This window comes from Rhodopseudomonas palustris (genome assembly GCF_007005445.1).
Classification (GTDB): domain Bacteria; phylum Pseudomonadota; class Alphaproteobacteria; order Rhizobiales; family Xanthobacteraceae; genus Rhodopseudomonas; species Rhodopseudomonas palustris_G.
The window spans coordinates 1,649,405-1,676,061 of record NZ_CP041387.1 but is presented as its reverse complement, the minus strand read 5'-3'; the positions used below and the strand labels follow the sequence as shown (position 1 = coordinate 1,676,061).

The 26,657-nt window shown below is 65.2% G+C and carries 18 protein-coding genes, 1 CRISPR repeat array and 1 riboswitch; of the genes, 17 read left to right on the top strand and 1 reads right to left on the bottom strand.

Annotation, left to right across the window (positions count from 1 at the left end; all coding sequences use genetic code 11):
• Positions 1–99: 99 nt before the first annotated feature.
• The 17 genes from cas5c (at position 100) to FLL57_RS07515 (ending at position 25,449) form a co-directional block, all read left to right on the top strand.
• Entirely contained in the window at positions 100–795 is a 696-nt protein-coding gene (gene cas5c, locus FLL57_RS07595; RefSeq protein ID WP_142882571.1) for a type I-C CRISPR-associated protein Cas5c, read from the top strand.
• Positions 792–2,552, top strand: a complete 1,761-nt coding sequence (gene cas8c / locus FLL57_RS07590) for a type I-C CRISPR-associated protein Cas8c/Csd1 (protein ID WP_142882570.1) — start codon at positions 792–794, stop codon at positions 2,550–2,552. Before cas5c ends, cas8c begins: the two co-directional genes overlap by 4 nt.
• A complete protein-coding gene (gene cas7c / locus FLL57_RS07585; RefSeq protein WP_142882569.1) occupies positions 2,549–3,499 on the top strand; it encodes a type I-C CRISPR-associated protein Cas7/Csd2 in 951 nt (316 codons plus the stop codon). The genes cas8c and cas7c overlap by 4 nt, the downstream gene beginning before the upstream one ends.
• Before the next feature lie 16 nt (positions 3,500–3,515).
• Positions 3,516–4,187, top strand: a complete 672-nt coding sequence (gene cas4 / locus FLL57_RS07580) for a CRISPR-associated protein Cas4 (RefSeq protein WP_142882568.1) — start codon at positions 3,516–3,518, stop codon at positions 4,185–4,187.
• A complete protein-coding gene (cas1c, locus tag FLL57_RS07575) occupies positions 4,184–5,218 on the top strand; it encodes a type I-C CRISPR-associated endonuclease Cas1c (RefSeq protein ID WP_047307684.1) in 1,035 nt (344 codons plus the stop codon). Before cas4 ends, cas1c begins: the two co-directional genes overlap by 4 nt.
• Positions 5,219–5,338: 120 nt before the next feature.
• The gene (gene cas2, locus FLL57_RS07570; RefSeq protein ID WP_013502813.1) at positions 5,339–5,629 is read left to right on the top strand and encodes a CRISPR-associated endonuclease Cas2; all 291 of its coding nucleotides are present in this window, start codon (positions 5,339–5,341) and stop codon (positions 5,627–5,629) included.
• Positions 5,630–5,812: 183 nt separating this feature from the next.
• A CRISPR array of direct repeats spans positions 5,813–13,389; the repeat unit is 32 nt; unit sequence GTCGCTCCCCGCGCGGGAGCGTGGATCGAAAC.
• Between the two features lie 112 nt (positions 13,390–13,501).
• A riboswitch (cobalamin riboswitch) is annotated at positions 13,502–13,705 on the top strand.
• Between the two features lie 111 nt (positions 13,706–13,816).
• Positions 13,817–15,838, top strand: a complete 2,022-nt coding sequence (locus tag FLL57_RS07565) for a ribonucleoside triphosphate reductase (RefSeq protein WP_142882567.1) — start codon at positions 13,817–13,819, stop codon at positions 15,836–15,838.
• Between the two features lie 17 nt (positions 15,839–15,855).
• Positions 15,856–16,047, top strand: coding sequence for an anaerobic ribonucleoside-triphosphate reductase (gene nrdD / locus FLL57_RS23600; RefSeq protein ID WP_142882566.1), 192 nt, complete (start codon positions 15,856–15,858; stop codon positions 16,045–16,047).
• Complete coding sequence (locus tag FLL57_RS07555; RefSeq protein WP_142882565.1) at positions 16,004–16,636, top strand: anaerobic ribonucleoside-triphosphate reductase activating protein; 633 nt, start codon at positions 16,004–16,006, stop codon at positions 16,634–16,636. The genes nrdD and FLL57_RS07555 overlap by 44 nt, the downstream gene beginning before the upstream one ends.
• 415 nt (positions 16,637–17,051) lie before the next feature.
• Entirely contained in the window at positions 17,052–18,674 is a 1,623-nt protein-coding gene (locus FLL57_RS07550) for a sigma 54-interacting transcriptional regulator (RefSeq protein ID WP_142882564.1), read from the top strand.
• A 527-nt stretch (positions 18,675–19,201) separates the two neighbouring features.
• Positions 19,202–20,029: a nitrogenase iron protein gene (gene nifH / locus FLL57_RS07545; protein ID WP_013502818.1), complete on the top strand. Its 828-nt coding sequence runs from the start codon at positions 19,202–19,204 to the stop codon at positions 20,027–20,029.
• 49 nt (positions 20,030–20,078) lie between these two features.
• A complete protein-coding gene (gene anfD / locus FLL57_RS07540) occupies positions 20,079–21,647 on the top strand; it encodes a nitrogenase iron-iron protein, alpha chain (RefSeq protein WP_142882563.1) in 1,569 nt (522 codons plus the stop codon).
• Between the two features lie 12 nt (positions 21,648–21,659).
• Positions 21,660–22,100, top strand: a complete 441-nt coding sequence (anfG, locus tag FLL57_RS07535) for a Fe-only nitrogenase subunit delta (RefSeq protein ID WP_013502820.1) — start codon at positions 21,660–21,662, stop codon at positions 22,098–22,100.
• A gap of 13 nt (positions 22,101–22,113) precedes the next feature.
• Positions 22,114–23,499, top strand: coding sequence for a Fe-only nitrogenase subunit beta (gene anfK, locus FLL57_RS07530; RefSeq protein WP_047308189.1), 1,386 nt, complete (start codon positions 22,114–22,116; stop codon positions 23,497–23,499).
• A gap of 82 nt (positions 23,500–23,581) precedes the next feature.
• Complete coding sequence (anfO, locus tag FLL57_RS07525; RefSeq protein WP_142882562.1) at positions 23,582–24,274, top strand: Fe-only nitrogenase accessory protein AnfO; 693 nt, start codon at positions 23,582–23,584, stop codon at positions 24,272–24,274.
• Entirely contained in the window at positions 24,271–24,861 is a 591-nt protein-coding gene (locus tag FLL57_RS07520; RefSeq protein ID WP_142882561.1) for a gamma-glutamylcyclotransferase family protein, read from the top strand. The genes anfO and FLL57_RS07520 overlap by 4 nt, the downstream gene beginning before the upstream one ends.
• 57 nt (positions 24,862–24,918) lie before the next feature.
• Positions 24,919–25,449 carry a pyridoxamine 5'-phosphate oxidase family protein gene (locus tag FLL57_RS07515; RefSeq protein WP_142882560.1) on the top strand — a complete coding sequence of 177 codons (531 nt, stop codon included), beginning with the start codon at positions 24,919–24,921 and terminating at the stop codon, positions 25,447–25,449.
• Positions 25,450–25,619: 170 nt separating this feature from the next.
• Here FLL57_RS07515 and FLL57_RS07510 read toward each other — a convergent pair whose 3' ends face one another.
• Positions 25,620–26,453 carry an NAD(+)--dinitrogen-reductase ADP-D-ribosyltransferase gene (locus FLL57_RS07510; RefSeq protein WP_142882559.1) on the bottom strand — a complete coding sequence of 278 codons (834 nt, stop codon included), beginning with the start codon at positions 26,451–26,453 and terminating at the stop codon, positions 25,620–25,622.
• Positions 26,454–26,657: the final 204 nt, after the last annotated feature.

Sequence of the window (26,657 nt, the reverse complement as noted above, 5' to 3'; positions counted from 1 at the left end):
CAGCCGAAGCTACGTCGCTGCAAATACCGCCGGCGACGAATTGCGTTCGACTGGTTTTCGTGCACTATCACAATGCTGGGTTGTGGTTCGGGGTGAAGTATGGCGTATGGGATTCGCCTTCGCGTTAAGGGGCGCTGGGCGTTGTTCACACGGCCTGAGATGAAGGTCGAGCGCGTCTCCTATGATGTGATGACGCCGTCCGCCGCCCGCGGCATTCTCGAAGCGATCCACTGGAAGCCGGCGATCCGCTGGGTGATCGACGAGATCCACGTCCTCAAGCCGATCCGCTTCCAGTCGATCCGCCGCAACGAGGTCGGCGCCAAAGCGCCGGTGGCGTCGATCCGCAAGGCGATGAAGAGCGGCGACATCGGCGACCTTGCGCTGATCGTCGAGGACAATCGGCAGCAACGCGCCGCGACGCTGCTGTCGGACGTCGACTATGTGATCTGTGCGCATTTCGAAATGACCGCCAAGGCGGGACCGGACGACAACGAGGCCAAACACCTCGACACGTTCAACCGCCGCGCCCGCAAGGGACAGTCGTTTCATCAGCCCTGCCTCGGCGCCCGCGAATTTCCGGCGACCTTTGCGTTGCTCGAACCTGATCAAGCGCTGCCGCAGCCCGACAACCAAGATCGCACCGCCGCGCTTGGCTTCGGCACACCACGCGATCTCGGCTTCATGCTCTACGACATCAATCACGGCGGCGACCGCGGCTCGATCCTGTTCCGGGCGACGCTCGTCGATGGGGTGGTGAAAGTGCCGCCGCCAGGATCGCCGGAGCTGCGACGATGAGTGCGCTGGCGGCCCTCGTCCGCGCCTATGATCGAATGGCCCAGCGCGGCGAGGTACCACCGTTCGGATACTCGCAGCAGAACATCGCCTTCGTCATCCCGCTGAACGCCGACGGCACGGTGGCCGGCGCGCCGATCGATCTTCGTCTCGGCGAAGGTCGCAAGAAGACCGCAAGACAATTGGCCGTTCCGCAGCCGATCAAGCGCACGTCGGGCGTTGCACCGAATTTCCTGTGGGACAAGACCGCCTATGTGCTCGGTGTCACCACCGGCGAAGGCAAGCGCACAGCGCAGGAACATCAGGCCTTCCGCGACCAGCATCAAGCCTGGCTGGCCGGCAGCACTGATGAAGGCCTGCAAGCCCTGCTGCGCTTTCTTGAGGCCTGGACGCCGGAGCGTTTCGCGGAATGGGGCTGGTCCGAAGAGATCAAGGACCAGAATGTGGTGTTCGCGCTGGAAACCGAGCGCCTGCGCAACATCTATCTGCACGACCGCCCCGCGGCGCGCGCGCTGTGGGCACGGCTGATGGCGGGCAGCGACAAGACCGAGGCGATCTGTCTGGTGTCCGGCGAACGTGCCCCGCTGGCGCGGCTGCATCCCGCCATCAAGGGCGTGTGGGGCGCGCAATCCTCCGGCGCTTCGATCGTGTCGTTCAATCTCGACGCCTTCACCTCCTACGGCCACGACCAAGGCGCCAACGCACCGATCTCGGAAGCCGCCGCCTTCGCCTACACCTCGGTGCTCAATCGCTTTCTCGATCGCGGCAGCGGTCATCGCATTCAGGTCGGCGATGCATCCACCGTGTTCTGGGCCGAGGCATCGGACCAGGCCTCGGCCGACACCGCCGAACAGATGTTCGCCTCGCTGTTCGCCGTGGACGAAAACACCGAATCCAAGAAGGTCGGCGCGATCCTGGAAAAGGTCGCGCAAGGCCGGCCGATCAGCGATCTGAAGCCCGACCTGCCGCCCGGCGTTCGTTTCTATGTGCTCGGGTTGGCGCCGAACGCGGCGCGGCTGTCGGTGCGGTTCTACGTCGAGGACGATTTCGACGTCATTGCCGTTCGCTACCTGCGCCACCTCGCGCGCCTTCGCATCGATCCGCCGCCGCGCGAGCCGTCGCCGTCGCTGTGGCGCTACCTGATCGAGACCGCGGTGCTGCGCAAGAGCGAGAACATCCCGCCCAATCTCGCCGGCGACTGGCTGCGCGCGATCCTCACCGACACGCCCTACCCGCTGACGTTGCTGTCGTCGCTGATCATGCGGCTGCGCGCCGACCACGACGTCAGCGCGCTGCGCGTCGGCCTGATGAAGTCGATCCTGATCAGAAATTTCGGCATGGAGAACACCCCGGTGGCGCTCGATCTGAATTGCAAAGACCAAGGCTATTTGCTCGGGCGGCTGTTCGCCGTCTATGAGCAGATCCAGACCGCCGCGCTCGGGCGCAACGTCAATGCGACCATCCGCGACAAGTTCTACGGCGCGGCGGCGGCGCAGCCGCGCAAGGTATTCGCCCTGCTCGCCGCCGGCGCCGGCAATCACCTGTCGAAGATCGGCAAGCTGCGGCCGGGCCACCGCGTCAACCTGGAAAAGGACGTCGGCTCCGTCATGGACATGATGGAGCCCGACAGTGATCCGTTTCCCGCCAGCCTGTCCGACAAGAGCCAGGCGCTGTTCGCCCTCGGCTATTACCACCAGCGCAACAAGTATTTCCGAACATCCGAGTCCCCCGATACTGCCGCTCCGGAGATTGCCGCATGAGCCCGCTCGCCAATCGCTATGATATCGTTTTCCTGTTCGACGTCACCCGCGGCAACCCCAACGGCGATCCCGATGCCGGCAATCTGCCGCGGATCGATCCCGAGACCAATTTCGGCCTGGTCACCGACGTCTGCCTCAAGCGCAAGATCCGCAACTACACCGAGCTCGCCAAGGGCGACCAGCCGGGCTACCGCATCTATGTGCAGGAAGGCTCGATCCTGAACGAAAAGCACCGTGAGGCTTACAAGGCGATCCGCGGCGACGGCGACAAATCTTCCAAGGACAAGCTCAATCCGCAAAACGACGACGAAGCGCGCGCGATCACCAAATTCATGTGCGACAATTTCTTCGACGTCCGCAGCTTCGGCGCCGTGATGAGCACCGGCATCAATGCCGGTCAGGTGCGCGGCCCGGTGCAGGTGACGTTTGCGACCTCGATCGAGCCGATCCTGCCACTCGAAATCTCGATCACCCGCATGGCCGCGACCAACGAAAAGGAAAAGGCGGAGCGCGACAAGGCCGGCGGTGACGACGAGCGCACCGAGAACCGCACCATGGGCCGCAAGCACATCGTGCCTTACGGCCTGTATCGCGCCCACATCTTCGTCAATGCCAAGCTCGCCGAGCGCACCGGCTTCAGCCAGGACGACCTCGACCATCTGTTCACATCGCTGTCGGTGATGTTCGAGCATGATCGCTCCGCAGCGCGGGGCGAGATGGTGTCGCGGCGCGGCATCGCCTTCAAACACGCATCGGCGCTCGGCAATGCCCATGCCCAGGCGCTGTTCGACCGCGTCGAAGTCTGGCGCCGCGTCGGCGAGGATCTGATCAGGCCGGGCGATCCCCGCCTCGACAATTACAAGCCGGCGCGGCAGTACGGCGACTACGAGGTGACGATCAGGCGCGACGGCCTGCCGGACGGAATCGAGGTGGTCGAGCTGTTCTGATCGGCGCCGCCCGACGATGCCGGCGATCACCGCACCCGAGCTCGACGAGCCGATCCCGCTGTCGGCGCTGCAGCACGCGGTGTATTGCCTGCGCCAGGCGGCGTTGATCCACATCGAGCGGATGTGGGAGGAAAACCGGTTCACCGCCGAAGGGCGCGTGCTGCACGACACCGTGCACGAGGCTGCCGACCACCGCCGCGGCGCCGTGCGCCGGGTCAGCGCGATGCCGCTGGCATGCCGCCGGCTGAACCTCGCCGGCACCGCCGATCTGGTCGAATTCCGGGATGGGCCGGACGGCGAGACGGCGTTTCCGGTCGAATACAAGCGCGGCAAGGCCAAGCTGCACCGCGCCGACGAAGTCCAGCTTTGTGCCCAGGCCTTGTGTCTGGAAGAGATGACCGGCCGCGCGGTCCCCGAGGGCGCATTGTTCTACGCCACCACGCGCCGCCGCGTCGGCGTGCCGTTCGATGCCGAGCTCCGGCGACTGACCGAGCAGGTCGCCTGCGATTTTGCCGCGCTGATCGCGGCCGGCGCGACCCCGCCGGCAAGCTATCGCGCCGACCGCTGCAACGCCTGCTCGCTGATCGAGCTGTGCCGGCCGAAGCTGACGCGAACCTCCGCCGCCGAATTCCGCCGGCGGGCGATCGCCGCTTCCCTCGCCGATGCGCCCGGAGGCGAGTTGCCGTGAAGAAGCTGCTCAACACGCTGTACGTCACCACCGAGGGCGCGTCGCTGCGCAAGGACGGCGAAAACCTCGTGGCCGAAGTGGAGAGCGAGGAGCGCGCGCGGGTGCCGTTCCACATGCTGGCCTCGGTGGTGGTGTTCGGCGGCGTTTACGTGTCGCCGCCGCTGATTCAGGCGCTGGCGGCACGCGGCATCACCATCGTGCTGCTCGACCGCGCCGGCCGCTTTCAGGCCCGCATCGAAGGCCCGGTGAGCGGCAACGTGCTGTTGCGCCGCGCCCAGTATCGCGTCTCCGAGCGGCCGACCGACATCGTGCGCAGCTTCGTCTCGGCCAAGGTCGCCAATCAGCGCACGGTGCTTCAGCGGTCGCTGCGAGACTACGGCGAGGAGATGGCCGTCGGCCTGCGCAGCCGTATCGAAGCCGTCGTCGATCGCCTCGCCGGCATCCTGCGCCGCGTCGGCATGACCGATCTCGACGTCGAAGCCCTGCGCGGCGCCGAGGGCGAAGCCGCGTTCGGTTACTTCTCGGTGTTCGGCAGCCTGATCCGGGTGACCGATCCGGAGATGCAGTTTGGCGGCCGCAGCCGGAGGCCGCCGCGCGACGCCGTCAACGCGGTGCTGTCTTTCATCTACGTACTGCTGACACACGACTGTCGCAGCGCCGCCGAGGCTGTCGGGCTGGATCCAGCCGTCGGATTTCTGCATCGCGATCGTCCCGGACGCCCGAGTCTCGCCCTCGACCTGATGGAGGAACTGCGGCCGGTGCTGGCGGACCGGCTGGCGCTGTCGCTGATCAACCGTCGGCAGCTTCGGCCGCGCGATTTCGAAACACAGGACGGCGGCGCGACGCTCTTGACCGACGACGGCCGGCGGACCGTCCTGACCGCCTGGCAGGACCGGAAGAAGGAAGAGCGGCAGCATCCGTTTCTCGGAGAGACTGCACAGCTCGGCCTCGTGCCCTATCTGCAGGCGCAATTGCTCAGTCGACACTTGCGGGGCGACCTCGATGCCTATCCGCCTTACATCTGGAAGTAGCGATCCGGCGACAGCGAGACGCGATGCCGTCGCCGCGCAGCGGTCTCCTCATTCCAGCGCGCCCGGATGCGCGCCGGGCCAATCCATCGCTGATCGCGCGTATGATCGACAGGTGCCGCGATGCTCGTGCTCGTGACTTACGACGTTCGAACCAGTGAGCCCGGCGGTCAGGCGCGGTTGCGGCGCGTCGCCCGGGCCTGCCAGGACTATGGACAGCGTGTGCAATATTCGGTGTTCGAGATCGAAGTCGACCCGGCGCAATGGACAGCGCTGCGCGCGCGGCTCGAAAGCCTGATCGCGCCGAAGCACGACAGCCTGCGCTATTATTATCTGGGCGCCAACTGGCGCCGCCGCGTCGAGCACGTCGGCGCCAAGCCGGCGACCGATTTCGGCGAGCCGCTGATCGTCTGACAGCACGCGCGAACCACCAGCACACACGCCGCCCCCCGGAACCTTCGCGCCGGCACAAGCCTCTGACGCACAAGTCGGTTTTCGTCCCCCGTCGTGCTTTCCCCGCAATCCCTCCCCGCCTCCTCTGAGGTTCGCGCCGGCCAGCTCACTTTGCTTGCAGCGATAATCGGTTATCGTCCGGCAGTCGCTCCCCGCGCGGGAGCGTGGATCGAAACACCCACTGCCGCCCCTCCCCGGCCCGGTGCCCCTTGTCGCTCCCCGCGCGGGAGCGTGGATCGAAACCTCGGCAATGTCGACAGGCTCCTTGCCGCAAAGCACGTCGCTCCCCGCGCGGGAGCGTGGATCGAAACATCTGCGGCGGCTTCAGATCGACGACGACGGCTGGTCGCTCCCCGCGCGGGAGCGTGGATCGAAACCGCGAGCTGTGGGATGCGGCGCGGCTGAAAGACCGTCGCTCCCCGCGCGGGAGCGTGGATCGAAACATCTGCGGCGGCTTCAGATCGACGACGACGGCTGGTCGCTCCCCGCGCGGGAGCGTGGATCGAAACTTCGATATTCTGCCAAAGCGGCCGCAGGAATTCGAGGTCGCTCCCCGCGCGGGAGCGTGGATCGAAACCACGGCGAGGTCCTGAAGATGCTGGACGGCATCAACGTCGCTCCCCGCGCGGGAGCGTGGATCGAAACGTATTCCCACACCGGCTCCACCACCGCGTAACTGGTCGCTCCCCGCGCGGGAGCGTGGATCGAAACACGATCCCGAACAAGCTGATCCTGGCGACCGCCGGTCGCTCCCCGCGCGGGAGCGTGGATCGAAACATCAACGGACCGCCGAGGAGTGATGAGATCCATGACGTCGCTCCCCGCGCGGGAGCGTGGATCGAAACACGTCCGGGTTGGTCTTCTTGATCACGTCGAGCAGGTCGCTCCCCGCGCGGGAGCGTGGATCGAAACACCGCGCAGGTCGGCACCCGTATCGCGGGCTCGTCGCTCCCCGCGCGGGAGCGTGGATCGAAACCAGTACACGATCGCCGCGTTCGCCTTGGGCGGGGTCGCTCCCCGCGCGGGAGCGTGGATCGAAACCGATTGCACTTATGCAACATATAGCAGACATCACGTCGCTCCCCGCGCGGGAGCGTGGATCGAAACGTGTTGTCCGGTTTTGTGCTGACAAAGCCCTTCGCGTCGCTCCCCGCGCGGGAGCGTGGATCGAAACAGCGAAGGATAGCGGCCGATCGGCGCCAGGGGCGGTCGCTCCCCGCGCGGGAGCGTGGATCGAAACGCAAGCTGTTCGGCGATCGCGTCAAGGACGTCCGGTCGCTCCCCGCGCGGGAGCGTGGATCGAAACTGCCATTCGCGCGGCGCGTTCGGCTTCACCAGCGAGTCGCTCCCCGCGCGGGAGCGTGGATCGAAACACCGACTAACGCAGTCATCCAGTCCGATGTCGACCGTCGCTCCCCGCGCGGGAGCGTGGATCGAAACGTCGCCATAGGCGCGGCGGCAGATCATGTCGACCGTCGCTCCCCGCGCGGGAGCGTGGATCGAAACAGCCGGAAGCACACGCCGACGCGATCCCCCTCGAGTCGCTCCCCGCGCGGGAGCGTGGATCGAAACCGTCCATCGCGATCGTGCCGGAGTTGGCGGTATTGTCGCTCCCCGCGCGGGAGCGTGGATCGAAACACCTTCGATGCCCGGCGTCGAGCCCTGCCATTCCGTCGCTCCCCGCGCGGGAGCGTGGATCGAAACCTTCATCCTTAGCTTCAGGTTCGATCAATGGTGCGTCGCTCCCCGCGCGGGAGCGTGGATCGAAACCTGCTCGAAATCGACCCGATGCCGGCGCTCCGCGAGTCGCTCCCCGCGCGGGAGCGTGGATCGAAACGGGATCGTGAACAGCACGCCCTCGACCACGCTGGTCGCTCCCCGCGCGGGAGCGTGGATCGAAACACTACGCAAGAGGGTCTTGCATACGTTGTCGGTTCGTCGCTCCCCGCGCGGGAGCGTGGATCGAAACACCTCCAGGTCCTGAGACCCGAAGATCGCTCGAGCGTCGCTCCCCGCGCGGGAGCGTGGATCGAAACATAAAACTAACGATTTGACCGCCCGAAGGGCGAGGTCGCTCCCCGCGCGGGAGCGTGGATCGAAACGCTGGCATGGGTCGGGCAGTATCTCAGCGCAACGTCGCTCCCCGCGCGGGAGCGTGGATCGAAACACCTCGGCATTGCGAACGATCGCCGCAATCTTGGTCGCTCCCCGCGCGGGAGCGTGGATCGAAACTCGCGCAGGACAGACGCCATCACCTCGATCGGATGTCGCTCCCCGCGCGGGAGCGTGGATCGAAACACCGACAACCTCACGCCTTCGGCGCGGAGAAGCCGTCGCTCCCCGCGCGGGAGCGTGGATCGAAACGGCGTCGGACAAGTCGCTGTCGGCACCCTCAGTAGTCGCTCCCCGCGCGGGAGCGTGGATCGAAACTACAACGGCTTGCTGGCACAGCTCCGCAACGTCGTCGCTCCCCGCGCGGGAGCGTGGATCGAAACATTCCAAAGTTGCGGTAATGTTCCGCGTCTCGGAGTCGCTCCCCGCGCGGGAGCGTGGATCGAAACGCGTCGCATCTTTCTAATTTCTGTAATGTAACGTGTCGCTCCCCGCGCGGGAGCGTGGATCGAAACCCGAACCACTAGTGCGAGTTACATTGACCGTCATTGTCGCTCCCCGCGCGGGAGCGTGGATCGAAACGTAAACACGATCAGCAAATGATTTCATTCCGGCTGGTCGCTCCCCGCGCGGGAGCGTGGATCGAAACATTTGCTGCCGGGCCGCACGCTGCTAAATATCACAGTCGCTCCCCGCGCGGGAGCGTGGATCGAAACATAAAGATAAATCCAAGCTAACTGTGCAGCTTGTGTCGCTCCCCGCGCGGGAGCGTGGATCGAAACTATTCTCGCGGCTGTATTCGACGCGGTAAAGCTTCGTCGCTCCCCGCGCGGGAGCGTGGATCGAAACACCGCGATCGCCACCGCCGCCATCTCGATCGCCGGTCGCTCCCCGCGCGGGAGCGTGGATCGAAACACGGTCGCCGGCGTCACCGAGACCCGCGTGCTCTGTCGCTCCCCGCGCGGGAGCGTGGATCGAAACGGGGAAGGCTCGGTGCAGATCGCGGCGGAGGGCCGTCGCTCCCCGCGCGGGAGCGTGGATCGAAACATCACGATGGTTGTCGTCGCCGGCGCGATCATCGCGTCGCTCCCCGCGCGGGAGCGTGGATCGAAACACCACCTGATGAATTTGCGAAGGAAGGAACCAAGAGTCGCTCCCCGCGCGGGAGCGTGGATCGAAACATCACCAGCCGAGAGACTGTGTCCGATATCGTCGGGTCGCTCCCCGCGCGGGAGCGTGGATCGAAACACTCACGACGTCACAGTGATCACCCCGGTCGACGGTCGCTCCCCGCGCGGGAGCGTGGATCGAAACGCGGCAAACGAACAGATGGTCCGCCGCGCTCGCGTCGCTCCCCGCGCGGGAGCGTGGATCGAAACAACGACTGGGGCAACGACGGCGAGACGCCGAATGGTCGCTCCCCGCGCGGGAGCGTGGATCGAAACGTCTGCGATGAAAAGCGCATGATCGTGCCGCCTGTCGCTCCCCGCGCGGGAGCGTGGATCGAAACGAGGCGATCGACCTGCGCCGGCCGGCGCCGCTCGTCGCTCCCCGCGCGGGAGCGTGGATCGAAACAAGGTCCGGCGAATGTGCGAGCACTCTTCGCCATGTCGCTCCCCGCGCGGGAGCGTGGATCGAAACCAAGAGAGAATGACCTCGGTCGTCTTCACCGAGTAGTCGCTCCCCGCGCGGGAGCGTGGATCGAAACGGGTGGGTCTCAGCAGACGCGACGGTCGCTCTTGTCGCTCCCCGCGCGGGAGCGTGGATCGAAACGTTGGCGGCGTCGACCTCGCGCCGCAAAGCCGTGGGTCGCTCCCCGCGCGGGAGCGTGGATCGAAACCTTGGCCAGATGCTCGGCCAGCGCCTCGACATCGTCGCTCCCCGCGCGGGAGCGTGGATCGAAACATCGCCCCTCCCCAGCATCCACCGTCACCGGCTCGTCGCTCCCCGCGCGGGAGCGTGGATCGAAACAGATACACCGTGTAGGATGTCACCGTGCCGCGCTTGTCGCTCCCCGCGCGGGAGCGTGGATCGAAACCAGAACTGCACCGGATAATCGTCGTCGGCTTCAAGTCGCTCCCCGCGCGGGAGCGTGGATCGAAACGTCACCGACGCGAAGATGATGATCGTCTCGCCGGGTCGCTCCCCGCGCGGGAGCGTGGATCGAAACCTGCGCAAGCAGGAGACCGCCGCCGACGCCACAGGTCGCTCCCCGCGCGGGAGCGTGGATCGAAACCCGGCGCAGTCTCCAACCAAGGATGTCGCAGATGGTCGCTCCCCGCGCGGGAGCGTGGATCGAAACACGGACGATTTTGACGACTACATCCTGTATCTCCGTCGCTCCCCGCGCGGGAGCGTGGATCGAAACTTGTCGCAGCAGGGCGTGCGGGATTTTGCGGAGTCGCTCCCCGCGCGGGAGCGTGGATCGAAACACATCGAATCCGGCCGCCTTGGCCTCGGCAAAGAGTCGCTCCCCGCGCGGGAGCGTGGATCGAAACCTCTACTCGTGGGTCACCGTGATCGTCGGTGTCGTCGCTCCCCGCGCGGGAGCGTGGATCGAAACGGCTCCTACGATCTGCGCGATCCGCAGGCGGAGACGTCGCTCCCCGCGCGGGAGCGTGGATCGAAACCGGCGCCAATCGCCAGAACAACAAAGGTGGTGGCGGTCGCTCCCCGCGCGGGAGCGTGGATCGAAACCGCCACATCTCCTCGGAGATCGCCTTCGGCAGCGTCGCTCCCCGCGCGGGAGCGTGGATCGAAACAGCAATTGACCAGACCGGAGCAGCGCTTGGCGTACCGTCGCTCCCCGCGCGGGAGCGTGGATCGAAACGCTCAACGGCCGCGCATTGCGATCGTGCGTCGCGTCGCTCCCCGCGCGGGAGCGTGGATCGAAACCTGCCAGGCATCGATCCGCACCAGCTCGAGCGCGTCGCTCCCCGCGCGGGAGCGTGGATCGAAACTCCGATGCGTCGATCATGCTCGGCACGACGAAGAGTCGCTCCCCGCGCGGGAGCGTGGATCGAAACCCTGTACGAGCGGGTGATGTCGCGATGAACGCTGGTCGCTCCCCGCGCGGGAGCGTGGATCGAAACCATACCGAAGCACTGAAGATGCTGGACAACATCGTCGCTCCCCGCGCGGGAGCGTGGATCGAAACTTGCTGGTAACACCCCATTTCTTGCGAGCTGCACGGGTCGCTCCCCGCGCGGGAGCGTGGATCGAAACCCTCTCCACCAGCACGCTTGCGCAAGCGCCTGGGGTCGCTCCCCGCGCGGGAGCGTGGATCGAAACATCGCCCCTCCCCAGCATCCACCGTCACCGGCTCGTCGCTCCCCGCGCGGGAGCGTGGATCGAAACCACTTCTCACGTCGCCGCGCCCGCTCCTGCTGGCGGTCGCTCCCCGCGCGGGAGCGTGGATCGAAACACCGAGGACGCGATCGATTCGGCCAGAATGAACGAGGTCGCTCCCCGCGCGGGAGCGTGGATCGAAACCGGCGCCAATCGCCAGAACAACAAAGGTGGTGGCGGTCGCTCCCCGCGCGGGAGCGTGGATCGAAACTCGAGCTGGAGGTCGAGCGCAGACCCTCCGTCTCGGTCGCTCCCCGCGCGGGAGCGTGGATCGAAACACCACCGCGCAGGGATATGCTCCGACCATGGTGCGGTCGCTCCCCGCGCGGGAGCGTGGATCGAAACACCGAGGCGTGCGAGGCTCTTGGTGGCGAGCGGAGTCGCTCCCCGCGCGGGAGCGTGGATCGAAACAAGACGGCAGCGTTGCCGTGGTGGCGGCGCCGGGTCGCTCCCCGCGCGGGAGCGTGGATCGAAACTCCGTGACGTCGGCGAGGGCGGCGGCATGGTGTTGTCGCTCCCCGCGCGGGAGCGTGGATCGAAACACGGCCTCCGCGGCGAGGCCGGGCTTGACCTCGGGTCGCTCCCCGCGCGGGAGCGTGGATCGAAACGCCAATTCGATGGAGTTGATTGTCGAGGCCAGGTTGTCGCTCCCCGCGCGGGAGCGTGGATCGAAACCTTGGCCAGATGCTCGGCCAGCGCCTCGACATCGTCGCTCCCCGCGCGGGAGCGTGGATCGAAACGCCATCCGCACAATGTCGAGCAACTCAAGAATCTGTCGCTCCCCGCGCGGGAGCGTGGATCGAAACACCTGATCCTCCCTCACCTGACTGGAGCCTGCCAGTCGCTCCCCGCGCGGGAGCGTGGATCGAAACCCGTGAAACCTCACGGGAGCCTCCGATGTCGCGCCGTCGCTCCCCGCGCGGGAGCGTGGATCGAAACGCCAGCGCTTGCTGGCCGATCGTCTCGCCACGCTGTCGCTCCCCGCGCGGGAGCGTGGATCGAAACTGCCCATTCTGCGGGCAGAAGTATCAGGAAGCCTGTCGCTCCCCGCGCGGGAGCGTGGATCGAAACATGCACGGATCGTGCACGGGATGGACGGCGAGGAGTCGCTCCCCGCGCGGGAGCGTGGATCGAAACTCTCCGTCCGCAAAGGCGTCGATTGCTGCGCGACGTCGCTCCCCGCGCGGGAGCGTGGATCGAAACGCGACGATCGCACTGGCAGCGGTTTTCCTTCGCAGTCGCTCCCCGCGCGGGAGCGTGGATCGAAACATCGACGATGCGCGGCTGCAGCCGGTCGCGACGGTCGCTCCCCGCGCGGGAGCGTGGATCGAAACATACTGTCGAAGATCTTCGCGAAATTGTCGCCGAGTCGCTCCCCGCGCGGGAGCGTGGATCGAAACGGATTTCCGACGCCATAGACCCGGTTGAACAGCACGTCGCTCCCCGCGCGGGAGCGTGGATCGAAACAGACCGTGACAATCAAGCTCGCTCAGTGCGCCGAGTCGCTCCCCGCGCGGGAGCGTGGATCGAAACGGTTGGGAAGGCGGCCGCATGGCCTCGCTCTACAGTCGCTCCCCGCGCGGGAGCGTGGATCGAAACTGTATCGCGCGGCCATGGCCGTACTCAATATGGGTCGCTCCCCGCGCGGGAGCGTGGATCGAAACGCTTCGGCGACGTCCGGCGCGGCGTCGGGTGGCGGTCGCTCCCCGCGCGGGAGCGTGGATCGAAACCAGTGCAGCGCGAAGTCATCGGCGGACGGGCGGCGTCGCTCCCCGCGCGGGAGCGTGGATCGAAACACCGAGGCCGACGCGGCCTCGCTGTCGACGGCGCGGTCGCTCCCCGCGCGGGAGCGTGGATCGAAACCGGCCAAAGGTGTCGCTCGTCAGCAAACCCAGCTCGTCGCTCCCCGCGCGGGAGCGTGGATCGAAACATCGCTCCGGTGTTGCCGGGGGAGACGATGAAAAGTCGCTCCCCGCGCGGGAGCGTGGATCGAAACGATCCTCTGGTCGGTCCTGGCGGCTCTCCGAACCCGTCGCTCCCCGCGCGGGAGCGTGGATCGAAACTCGTTGGCGCGAACACGGTCCCAGCCAGACGCGAGTCGCTCCCCGCGCGGGAGCGTGGATCGAAACGCGGCGGGCGTGATCGACAATGACGCGACCCTGGGTCGCTCCCCGCGCGGGAGCGTGGATCGAAACGGCAGGTCGGGCAGCGCGGTGAGCGCGGTGCAGCGTCGCTCCCCGCGCGGGAGCGTGGATCGAAACACCGTCAAGGTGCCGCAGCCCGGCGCGGCACCCGGTCGCTCCCCGCGCGGGAGCGCGCCCGCCGGCGGCAGCAATAACACATCGACTGCTTGACAAGAACGGCAGCTAGGGCACTACATATTGTATTCGCGGTCTCTCGAATCGTTTAATCGAGGGCTAAGAGGGAATCCGGTGCGGCGTTACCGCCTAAGCCGGAGCTGCCCCCGCAACTGTCAGCGGCGAGCCGACGTCATCAGGCCACTGGGAGCAATCCTGGGAAGGCAGACGAAGGCGACGACCCGCAAGCCAGGAGACCTGCCGCGAACAACCAAACGTCCCTGGGCGGGGTGTCCCGGTGGGTCGCTTGCTTCCGTGCGTACGGCGCTCCGTACGACTCTTGCACGCGCCTGCCTGAACCCCGGCCCGCAATTCGACCCGCGGGGTGCCGATGCCTGTTTCCGACCAGACCAACCTTCCTCGAGCGATCATCAAGCGGAGCGGCGCTGAAGCGGCGTTCGACAGTGCCAAGATCCGATCCGCGATCGCGCGTGCCGGACAGGCGACGAGGGAGTTCGGCGAACTCGAAGCGGGTCTTCTCACCAGTCAATCGGTCAAGGTCATTGCGCACCGGTTCGCCGGAGCCGTGCCGCAGATCGAGCAGGTGCAGGATATCGTCGAGCAGGTGCTGATCTCGGCGAACCATCTGACCACCGCGCGGGCCTACATCGTCTATCGCGAGAAGCGCTCCCAGGCGCGCAACGACCGCAAAGTCGCCGTCGATGCGATCGCGTCGATCAACGAATATCTCGATCGCACCGACTGGCGGGTCAACGCCAACGCCAACCAGGGCTATTCGCTCGGCGGCCTGGTCCTCAATCTGTCCGGCAAGGTGGTCGCCAACTACTGGCTGTCGCACGTCTATCCGCCGGAGGTCGGCCGCGCCCATCGCGACGGCGACCTGCATATTCACGACCTCGACATGCTGTCCGGCTACTGCGCCGGCTGGTCGCTGCGCATGTTGCTCACCGAGGGCTTGAACGGCGTGCCCGGCAAGGTCGAGGCCAGCCCGCCGAAGCATCTGTCGAGCGCGATCGGACAGATCGTCAATTTTCTCGGCACGCTGCAGAACGAATGGGCCGGCGCCCAGGCGTTCAGCTCGTTCGACACCTACCTCGCGCCGTTCCTGCGCAAGGACAGGCTGAGCTACGCCGACGTGCTGCAGGGCATCCAGGAACTGGTCTACAACCTCAACGTCCCGTCACGCTGGGGCACGCAGACGCCGTTCACCAACCTCACCTTCGACTGGACCTGCCCGGAAGATCTGCGCGACGAGGTGCCGGTGATCGGCGGCGAGGAGATGGACTTCACCTATGGTGAGCTTCAGCCCGAAATGGACATGATCAACCGCGCCTACATGGAGATCATGACCAAGGGCGACGCCAAAGGACGCGTCTTCACCTTCCCGATCCCGACCTACAACATCACGCCGGATTTTCCCTGGGACAGCGAGAACGCCGAACGGCTGTTCGAGATGACCGCGAAATACGGCCTGCCCTACTTCCAGAACTTCCTCAACTCGGAACTGAAGCCGCACATGATCCGGTCGATGTGCTGTCGGCTGCAGCTCGATCTCACCGAACTGTTGAAGCGCGGCAATGGTCTGTTCGGAAGCGCGGAGCAGACCGGCTCGATCGGCGTGGTGACGATCAACTGCGCCCGGCTCGGTCATCTGCACCGCGGCGACGAAGCGGGGCTGCTGCGCGCGCTCGATGCCCTGCTGGACATCGCCCGCACCAGCCTCGAGATCAAACGCAAGGTGGTGCAGCGCTACATGGACGACGGGCTGTTTCCCTATTCGAAGCGCTATCTCGGCACGCTGCGCAACCATTTCTCGACCGTCGGCATCAACGGCGTCAACGAAATGATCCGCAACTTCACCGCGGACTGCGAGACCATCGCGACGCCGTGGGGGCACGGCTTCGCCGTCCGTGTCCTCGACCATGTGCGCGCCAGGATCGTCGCGTTCCAAGAGCAGACCGGCAATCTGTACAATCTCGAGGCCACGCCAGCGGAAGGCACGACCTATCGGTTCGCCAAGGAAGACCGCAAGCGCTTGCCCGGAATCCTGCAGGCCGGCACCGAGGACAATCCGTACTACACCAACTCAAGTCAGCTTCCGGTCGGCTTCACCGACGATCCGTTCGAGGCGCTGGAACGCCAGGACGATCTGCAGCGCAAATACACCGGAGGGACGGTGCTGCATCTCTACATGGGATCGAAGCTGTCGTCCGGCGAGGCTTGCAAGAAGCTGGTGCGACGCGCGCTGGAGAACTTCCGGCTGCCTTACGTCACGGTGACCCCGACCTTCTCGATCTGTCCAACCCACGGCTACATCGAAGGCGAACACGCCTTCTGCCCGAAATGCGACGCCGAACGCCTCGCGGCCAAGCGGCTCGCCGCTAATCACTGACCAGAAGGAATAGAGAGATGAACGCACACGTCACCATCCCCACCACTCCCACCGAAGCCATCGAGCTGACCGATGCCGAGCGCCAACCCTGCGAGATCTGGACCCGGGTGATGGGCTATCACCGTCCCGTCGCCTCGTTCAACCGCGGCAAGATCGGCGAATTCAATGACCGCAAGTACTTCACCGAAGCCCGCGCCAAGCTCGGCTGAGCTGCGGATCGGCGGTCTCGTCCGGCTGTCGACCTGCGACTGGCCGGGCGAGCTGGTCGCGACCGTGTTCTGCCAAGGCTGTCCCTGGCAGTGCGGCTACTGCCACAACCCGCATCTGCTGCCGGCCCGCGGGCCGGATCAACTGGCGTGGCAGGACGTGTTCGCATTCCTGGAGACAAGGCGCGGGCTGCTCGACGGAGTGGTGTTCTCCGGCGGCGAGCCGACGCTGCAGTCGGATCTTCCGCTGGCGATCGCGGCCGTGCGCTCGCTCGGCTTTCGCATCGGACTGCACACTGCGGGGCCTTATCCTGAACGCCTCGCACGCGTCCTGCCGCTGCTCGACTGGATCGGCTTCGACGTCAAAGCGCCGTTCGCCGAGTACGATCGGATCACCGGCGTCGCCGGCAGCGGCGACGGCGCGCGCGCCAGCCTTGCGCTTGTGCTCGGCAGCGGGGTGAGTTGCGACCTGCGCACGACCGTTCACCCGGATCTGCTTGAAGCGTCCGCGCTGGAACGGCTGTCTGCCGATCTCGGCTCCCTGGGCGCCGGACGCACGCGCGTACAGCCGTTCCGCTCCGTCGCCTCCTGACTCAGGCACCGTCCACAGCGAACATCCGCCCAAAGTCGACACAACGGATCGAGCGAAAGCTCATCTGACTTGCTCGGCTGAGGCGGCGGCATCAACGGCCGGCGACGATTGTCGATCGAGATCGGCGGCACGTTGCCGCGCGATTATCGCAGCCCTCGTCGGCCGGACGGCGGACTTCCATCTCGCGGCGGTTTTGCTATCTTCGTCGCGACCCACGCCGTAAGCGTCCGTCATCATCAGGAACGAGGGTTCCCAGCCGTTAGCAACTCGACCGCGTCTCGCGGCTCGATGGTTGGAGCTCGTCCATGCCGATCGCAAGCACGCGCTGGATCGCGATCATTCTCACTGCCGTCGCTTCGTGCCGCCGCCGATCGCCCTCTCCCGTCATCGCTATCCGCCGCAAGGAGCATCGTGCATGACCGCGCTCGATGTCGATCGACACGCCGAGCCTGAGGGCCTGGTCGACGAATTCACCCACTGTTTTACCGGCGAGTGCCGGGTCAACGTGCTGCAGATCCTGTTTCGCATCAATCAGGTGCTGACACAGAACGCCGATCTCGCCACGCTGGTATCGATCGTGCTCGACGGCATGCGCCAGCAGATGCGGATGCAGCGCGGCGTGATGATGCTGTACGACCACCGCTCCGACGCGATCTTCATCCACGACAGTTTCGGACTGACGGACGAGGAAAAAGGCCGCGGCATCTATGCGCCCGGCGAGGGAATCACCGGCAAGGTGGTCGAGACCGGCAAGCCGATCATCATCCCGCGGGTGATCGACAGCCCGGACTTTCTCGATCGCACCCGCGCCCACAAGGGCCGCAAACAGGACAAGCTGGCGTTCTTCTGCGTACCGATCGTGCTCGCGCAGAAGGTGCTCGGCACGATCTGCGCCGAGCGCGTCTATATGAACCAGCGGCTGCTCAAGCAGGACGCCGAGCTGCTCGCCATGGTCGCCTCGCTGATCGCGCCGGCGGTCGAACTCTATCTGATCGAGAACGTCGACAAGGTACGGCTCGAAGCCGAGAACCGTAGGCTGAAAAGCGAGCTGAAGCAGCGGTTTCGCCCGGCCAATATCATCGGCAATTCCAAGCCGATGCAGGACGTCTACGCCATGGTGCACAAGGTGGCCTCGACCAAAGCCACCGTGCTGCTGCTCGGCGAAAGCGGCGTCGGCAAGGAGCTGGTGGCGAGCGCCCTGCACTACAACAGTCCGGTCGCCGACGGCCCCTTCATCAAGGCGAACTGCGCGGCGCTGCCGGAAGCGCTCGCGGAAAGCGAACTGTTCGGCCACGAGCGCGGCGCCTTCACCAGCGCGGTCGCCACCCACAAGGGCTATTTCGAGCAAGCCTCCGGCGGTACGATCTTTCTCGACGAGGTCGGCGAGCTCAGCTTGCCGACCCAGGCCAAGCTGCTCCGCGTGCTGCAGGAACGGACGTTCGAAAGGGTCGGCGGCGCCAGATCGGTCAAGGTCGACGTCCGGATCATCGCCGCCACCAACCGCAACCTTGCCGAGATGGTCGCGGCCGGCACCTTCCGCGAAGATCTGTTCTATCGGCTCAACGTATTCCCGATCACCATCCCGCCGCTGCGCGATCGCGGCTCCGACGTGATCACCCTCGCCGACCACTTCGTCACCACCTATTCGGCCGAAATCGGCAAGCCGATCAGACGGATCTCGACCCCGGCGATCAACATGCTGATGAGCTATCACTGGCCCGGCAATGTCCGCGAGCTGGAGAACGTGATCGAGCGCTCGGTGATCCTGGCGGACGAAGGCGTGATTCACGGCTACGACCTGCCACCCTCGCTGCAGACGCCGACCGAGACCGGCACCGGCTTCAGCGGCACGCTGGAGGACCGCGTCACCGCGGTCGAATACGAAATGATCGTCGAGGCGCTGAAAGCCTCCAACGGCAATGTCGGCCACGCGGCCACGGCGCTCGGCCTGACGCGCCGGATGCTCGGCCTGCGAATGGATCGGCACGGCCTCACCTACAAGACGTTCCGCACCGCAGGACTCCGGCCGCGGAGCTGACGCCCTCTCATCTTGTGCATCGAAACTTCCGACGGCGGCTCTCACGGGCCGCCGTTTTGCGTTGGCGCAGAGCGTCCGCGTAATCGACCACCCGGTAACTCTGGGCATCGAAATTTACACTGGACGTGACTTTCCTCGAGCCCGGCGCAAACTGACCGAAAGTTACGGCTCGCGTCACGCCTCTTCCAGAATTTACGTCGAACGAACATTTCGATCGCCAGCTCGCGACACGAGACCTGAGGCGTCGTCTCCGGTGCGCTTTCTTGGTCGTCGTCGCCACCGAACACAGTGACCAATCCACGGGCGTTCTCGGCGCTCCCTCGCCCGACTTCATCATCGCATCATCTCGGATGCCTGCGAACGCTTAGCATCCGTCGCCAGCAACCCGCGCTTGGCTTTTTCCCTTTCGCGTACTTCCGCTTTCGCGCCAAGACGTGCGCGCACGTTGGCACGCCCGTTGCTCTTAACGATGGCGAGGCGATGGACAACTCATCGTCCTGATCAACTCATCGCAGGAGTTTCAGCAGATGACGCGCAAGGTGGCGATCTACGGCAAGGGTGGCATCGGTAAGTCGACGACCACGCAGAACACGGCGGCAGCGCTCGCCTTCTATCACGACAAGAACATCTTCATTCACGGCTGCGATCCCAAGGCGGACTCCACCCGCCTGATCCTCGGCGGCAAGCCGCAGGACACCGTGATGGACACGCTGCGCACGCTCGGCGCCGAGAAGGTGACGCTCGAGAACGTGGTGAAGAGCGGCTTCAAGGACATCCGCTGCGTCGAATCCGGCGGCCCCGAGCCGGGCGTCGGCTGCGCCGGCCGCGGCGTCATCACCGCGATCGACCTGATGGAGGCCAACCAGGCCTACACCGACGATCTCGACTTCATCTTCTTCGACGTGCTCGGCGACGTGGTGTGCGGCGGCTTCGCGATGCCGATCCGCGACGGCAAGGCGCAGGAAGTCTACGTCGTCGCCTCCGGCGAGATGATGGCGATCTACGCCGCCAACAACATCTGCAAGGGCCTCGTCAAATACGCCAAGCAGAGCGGCGTGCGGCTCGGCGGCATCATCTGCAACAGCCGCAAGGTCGATGGCGAGCGCGAATTCCTCGAGGAGTTCACCGCGGCGATCGGCACCAAGATGATCCACTTCGTGCCGCGCGACAACATCGTGCAGAAGGCCGAGTTCAACAAGAAGACCGTCACCGAGTTCGATCCCGAGGCCGATCAGGCGCTCGAATACAAGCAGCTCGGCTCGGCCATCATCGACAACAAGGACTTCGTGATTCCGAAGCCGCTGACGATGGATGAACTCGAAAAGATGGTCGTGAAATACGGCCTGATGGACTGACCTGCGCACCCCGCGCCTGACGGCGTACTTCCCGCACGAGGACAACAAGATGCCATATCACGAGTTCGACTGTTCGAAATGTCTCCCCGAACGTAAGAAGCACGCCGTCACCAAGGGCACCGGCGACAATCTCGCCACCGCGCTTCCGCTCGGCTATCTCAACACCATCCCGGGATCGATCTCCGAGCGCGGCTGCGCCTATTGCGGCGCCAAGCACGTCATCGGCACGCCGATGAAGGACGTGATTCACATGAGTCACGGCCCCGTCGGCTGCACCTACGACACCTGGCAGACCAAGCGCTACATCTCCGACAACAACAACTTTCAGCTCAAATACACCTTCGCCACCGACGTCCGCGAAAAGCACATCGTGTTCGGCGCCGAAGGCCTTCTGAAGCAGAACATCATCGAGGCGTTCAAGGCCTGCCCCGACATCAAGCGGATGACGATCTACCAGACCTGCGCCACCGCTCTGATCGGCGACGACATCAACGCGGTCGCCGCCGAGGTGATGGAGGAGATGCCGGACGTCGACATCTTCACCTGCAATTCGCCCGGCTTCGGCGGCCCGAGCCAGTCCGGCGGCCACCACAAGATCAACATCGCCTGGATCAACGACAAGGTCGGCACCGTCGAGCCCGAGATCACCTCCGACTACGTCATCAACTATGTCGGCGAATACAACATCCAGGGCGACCAGGAGGTGATGCTCGACTACTTCACCCGGATGGGCATCCAGGTGCTGTCGACCTTCACCGGCAACGGCACTTACGACGGTCTGCGGGCGATGCACCGCGCGCATCTCAACGTGCTCGAATGCGCCCGCTCGGCCGAATACATCTGCAACGAGCTGCGCGTGCGCTACGGCATCCCGCGGCTCGACATCGACGGCTTCGGCTTCGAACCGCTGTCGCAGTCGCTGCGCAAGATCGGCATGTTCTTCGGCATCGAAGACCGCGCCGAAGCGATCATCGCCGAAGAGACCGCGCGCTGGAAGCCGGAGCTCGACTGGTACAAGGAACGGCTGAAGGGCAAGAAGGTCTGCCTGTGGCCGGGCGGCTCCAAGCTGTGGCACTGGGCCCACGTCATCGAGGAGGAAATGGGCGTCAAGGTCGTCTCGGTCTACACCAAGTTCGGCCACCAGGGCGACATGGAGAAGGGCATCGCCCGCTGCGGCGAGGATGCGCTGGCAATCGACGATCCGAACGAGCTCGAAGGTCTCGAGGCGCTGGAAAGGCTGCAGCCTGACATCATTTTCACCGGCAAGCGTCCCGGCGAAGTCGCCAAGAAGATGCGCGTCCCCTACCTCAACGCCCACGCCTATCACAACGGCCCGTACAAGGGCTTCGAAGGCTGGGTGCGGTTCGCCCGCGACATCTACAACGGCATCTACTCGCCGATGCACCAGCTCTCCGGGCTGGACATCAGCAAGGACGAGATCCCGACCGACCGCGGCTTCGTCACGCAGCGCATGCTGTCGGACGCGCATCTGCCCGAGGAGATCGCCAAGTCGGAAAGCCTGCGCCGCTACACCGGCAAGGACGACATCATCGCCGACTTGCGCAAGAAGAACCCGCCCTACTTCACACCGATCATCAAAGCCGAAGCGGCCGAGTGAGACGAGAGCCCCATGACCAAGATCACCTACAAAGTCACCTCGGAGCATCCGTTCCCGGCCGACGCCGCCGCGGCGGCCGCCTCGCTCGCCGCCTATGAGGCGCTCGACGACGTCACCAAGGCCCGTGTCGACCAGATGGTCGACTGGGTCATGAAGAACTGCCTCTGGCAGTTCCATTCGCGGACGTGGGACCGCAAGCGGCAGAACGAGGGCATCCTCGGCATCGCCGCCAAGCTGCTCGCCGGCGAGCCTTTCACGCCACAGACGCCGGAAGACCGCTGCTACTGGGTCGATTCGGTGACGCTGCAGCGCGCCTATCAGGCGACCTGCCCGTGGCTTGCCGAGATGTCCAAAGAGGACATCAAGGCGCTGATGAAGGAGCTGCACGCCCGTATCGACTATCTCACCGTCACCGGGTCGCTCAACGAAGAGCTGACCGACAAGCACTATTGATTGGACCCTCGCCATGAACTGTCAATTCAAGCCGAAGGACCGGATCGGCACCATCAATCCGATCTTCACCTGCCAGCCGGCCGGCGCGCAATACGCCTCGATCGGCATCAAGGACTGCATCGGCATCGTCCACGGCGGCCAGGGCTGCGTGATGTTCGTCCGCCTCCTGATCTCGCAGCACCTGAAGGAGAGCTTCGAAATCGCCTCGTCCTCGGTACACGAGGACGGCGCGGTGTTCGGCGCGCTCGACCGCGTCGAGGAAGCGGTCGACGTGCTGCTGATGCGCTATCCCCACGTCAAGGTGGTGCCGATCATCACCACCTGCTCGACCGAGGTGATCGGCGACGACGTCGACGGCGTCGTCACCAAGCTGCAGGAAGAGCTGCTCGACGTGAAGTATCCGGACCGCGAGGTCCATCTGATCCCGATCCACTGCCCGAGCTTCGTCGGCAGCATGGTGACGGGCTACGACGTCGCGGTGCGCGACTTCGTCAAGCACTTCTCCAAGAAGGACAAGCCGAGCCTCAAGATCAATCTGATCACCGGCTGGGTCAATCCGGGCGATGTCAAGGAGCTCAAGCATCTGTTGGCCGAGATGCAGGTCGAGGCCAACGTGCTGTTCGAGATCGAGAGCTTCGACAGCCCGCTGATGCCGGACAAGAGCGCGGTGTCGCACGGCTCGACCACGATTGCCGAGCTGACTGCGACTGCGGACGCGCAAGGCACCATCGCGCTCAACCGCTACGAAGGCGGCGCCGCCGCGACCTGGCTGCAGACCCGCTGGGACGTGCCGGCGGTGATCGGCCCGACCCCGATCGGGATCCGCAACACCGACACCTTCCTCCGTAACGTCAAGGACATGACCGGCAAGCCGATCCCGGAATCGCTGGTCAAGGAGCGCGGCGTCGCGCTCGACGCCATCACCGACCTCGCCCACATGTTCCTGGCCGACAAGAAGGTGGCGATCTACGGCAACCCCGATCTCGTGCTCGGTCTCGCCGAATACTGCCTCGATCTCGGCATGAAGCCGGTGCTGCTGCTGCTCGGCGACGAGAACGCCGGCTACGCCAACGACCCGCGGATCGCGGCGCTCAAGGCCAACGTCGACTACCCGATGGAGATCATCACCAACGCCGATCTGTTCGAACTCGAAGACCGCATCAAGAAAGGCCTCGAACTCGACCTGATCCTCGGCCACTCCAAGGGACGGTTCGTCGCGATCGACTACAACATCCCGATGCTGCGGGTCGGCTTCCCGACCTACGACCGCGCCGGCCTGTATCGCTATCCCGTGGTCGGCTACGCCGGCGCAACCTGGCTCGCCGAACAGATGGCCAACACGCTGTTTGGCGACATGGAGGTCAAGAAGAACCGCGAATGGATCCTGAACGTGTGGTGACCACGCTCAAGATCTGGTCCGGCGGCGGTTTGCCATGTCCGCCGCCGGACTCTTCTTTCTCCTGACGGCCGCGAGACAACCGATGAAGATCGCAGCTTATGTCGACGCCGAGGGCGAGATCACAAAGGTCTCGGACAAGGGCGTGATCCTGCTGTTCGAACAGCACGGCGAAGTCTGGAAGGTTCGCAAGACGATCCGCTTCGCGGTACGGCCGGACGATGGGCTTGCCCAGATCCACGCCTCGCTCGCCGCGATGGTCCCCGAACTGGAAGATTGCCGGCTGTTTCTCTCCAGGAGCGTGCGCGGCGTCGTCAATTCGCTGCTGCAGGAGATGGGCGTGCAGACCTGGCAGTCGCACGGTCCGCTGTTCGCCCAGCTCGAAACCATCGCCCGCAAGGAGAACGAGCGCGCGCAACAGAGCACCAAGGCTTCACGCGCCGAACGACGCTCGCGCCGACGGCGCCATCGTCAGGGCGGTGCAGACAGCGATCTCGACGAGATCAAGCCGGTACTGATCGGCGATGACGACAGCGGTCACTTCCGGCTCGATCTGGTGCGGCTGCTGCAGGATGATCCCGGCCTGAACTCCTGGGACATCCTGATCCCGTTCCTCACCGGCACGCCATTCCGTCAGCTCGATCTCGTCTGCGACCACATTCCGCGCTGGTTTTCCCGCGCGATGCGCGCGCTCGATATGGACGCCGAGATCATGGAGCTGCCCGGCCTCAGCGTCACCGCCACCATCACCCCGAAACCACAGGCAGAAGCGACATGACCCCGACGCTCACCACGCCGCTCCCGACCGCGCCGCGCGCGAAGCCCGCCCGCCGGCCGACCACGCTGCTGTTTGCCTATGGGGCGACGCTGAACCCCGAGCACATCATGGTGCGGCTGTGCCAGCCGAAGATCCGCGCGATCGCCCGGCTGCCGGACTACCGGCTCGGCTTCCACGGCCATTCGGAAGTTTGGGACAGCGGCCTCGAAACGCTGGTGGACGAGCCCGGCGCTGAGGTGTGGGGCGTGGTCTACGAGCTGTCGGCCACCGAGCTCGATCGCTTCGATGCCTGGCAGGGCGTCAAGCTCGACGGCGGCGGATCGTACTTCCACTACCCGGTCGAAGTGATCGACGCGAGCGGCCAGGTCCTCGACGCACTGTTTCACCGTAAGACCGAGATGGGGCCGCAACAGCCGCCGAGCCGCGACTATCGCGACTTCATCCTCGCCGGTGCACGCACTCGCGGCCTGCCTGCGCAGGCCATGACGGCGCTCGAAGCCTGCCCGTCCGTGCAAGCGCGCTATCCGGTGCCGAAGATGAACACCGACATCAAGGCGCTGGCCTCGAAACTGTCCTGCGCCTGCTGACGATCCGATCCAGCGGCACCGGCTAGGCCGGAGCACCGCACCATAAGGAGATCTGCAATGACCGACGTCGCCTCCGACCTGTTGGCCCGACCGATGCGGCGGCGGAGCCGCGAAATCACCGATCGCACCGAGATCGATGCGATCCTGGCCAGCGACAAGGTGCTGCATCTGGCGCTGGCGCGGGACAATGTGCCGTTCCTGGTACCGGTGTTCTACGGCTTCGACGGCAAGGCGCTGTACGTCCATTCGGCCAGCGCCGGCACCAAGATCGAGATTCTCAAGACCAACAACCGCGTCTGCTTTGAGGTGACGACCGAACACGGCGTCGTCACGGCGGACGCCGCCTGCGATTTCGAAGCCAAGCACCGCACCGTGATCGGCTTCGGCCGCGCCAATTTCGTCGACGACGTCGCCGAGAAGACCCGAGCACTCGACCTGATCGTCAGCCGCTTCACCGACCGCAAATTCGACTATCCGGCGGAAAAGCTCGGCATCACCAAGGTGATCCGGATCGACATCGACAGCATCAAGGGCAAAGCCTACGGCTTCGGCGAACCGCGCCCCGAGCAGCCCGGCGAGACGGAATAATTCTTCCGTCTCCGCACGTCATTCCGGGCGCGGCCGAAAGGCCGCGAACCCGGAATCCCGAGGTTATTCTGCGTGGCCGAGATTCCGGGCTCGCTCGCTGACGCGAGCGCCCCGGAATGACTCGTTGATAGGCCGTCACCGAACCGAGACGATATCCTGCACAACGGCCCTCAAAACCATCCGTGATACGCCCGCACCTTGTAGTTTCCACCGATCACCAGAAGCTCGCCTTCATAGCCGAGCACCTGGCGCTGCAGCAGGCCGGGGAAGAACAGCAGCTTCACCGTCGGTACCTCGGTCTCAAGCACCCAGTCGCCGAACTCCTCGGCGCGCTCCTTGGAATCGCTGAACGACACCAGATTGTTCAGCCGCACTGTGCACAGACGGCGACGGGCATCGCCATCGATCAACTGATCCTCGACATCATTGGTGCCGCGCCACAACCGCACGAAGCGCGGGCCCGGTGTCTTGAAGCGGCGGATGCTCCATTGGCAGTATTCGTACAGCAGGTCGAACTGCTGGAAGATGCAGTTGTTGTGAAAGCGGGCGTCGGTCTTTTCCTGCAGGTAAGTCGCCCACGCCGCCGATGGAAACAGCCCGAGCCGCTGCTTGTGGAAGGTCGGCACCAGCCCGAACCGGCTCTCGACCCAGCCCTTCAGCACCGCTGCCTTCGGGCAATCGGATTCGACGCCCCAGCCGCGTAGCAGATCGAGATAGCTGGTCGGATGCCGCGCTGAGCCGGGCTGCTGCGCTCCCGGCGCGAGCCCGAACTCGAGCTCCATGTAATGCTCGAACACCTCGGCAGCAGTCGCCGGATACTCACAGGCCGCCAGCAGCCGGAACAGTCCCGGATGGGTCTCTCGCGTGCCATGGATGGTGATCCGCCGCAGGCAGCGATTGAACGCCGTCGAGCCGATCAGACCGACCGGCACGCCCACCATATTGGTGCAGTACCAGCGATCAGGGTCTTCGGTAGAAGAATGGTCCGTTGCCGTCTGGGACATGTCGAACGAAGCCGCGCGCGAAACTGAACGCACATTTGATCGGGGGAAGAGCCGTTCATCAAGTTGTTTCCAAGGTCGTTTCGACGGCGGCCGATGCGATCATCGCGCCGGGCGGATCGTGCGGCCCGGCGGCGCTGACAATACGCTGTGTGCGATCCTCGCAGAACCCAGAGACGGAGCTGGTATGAAGAACTGCACGCAGCC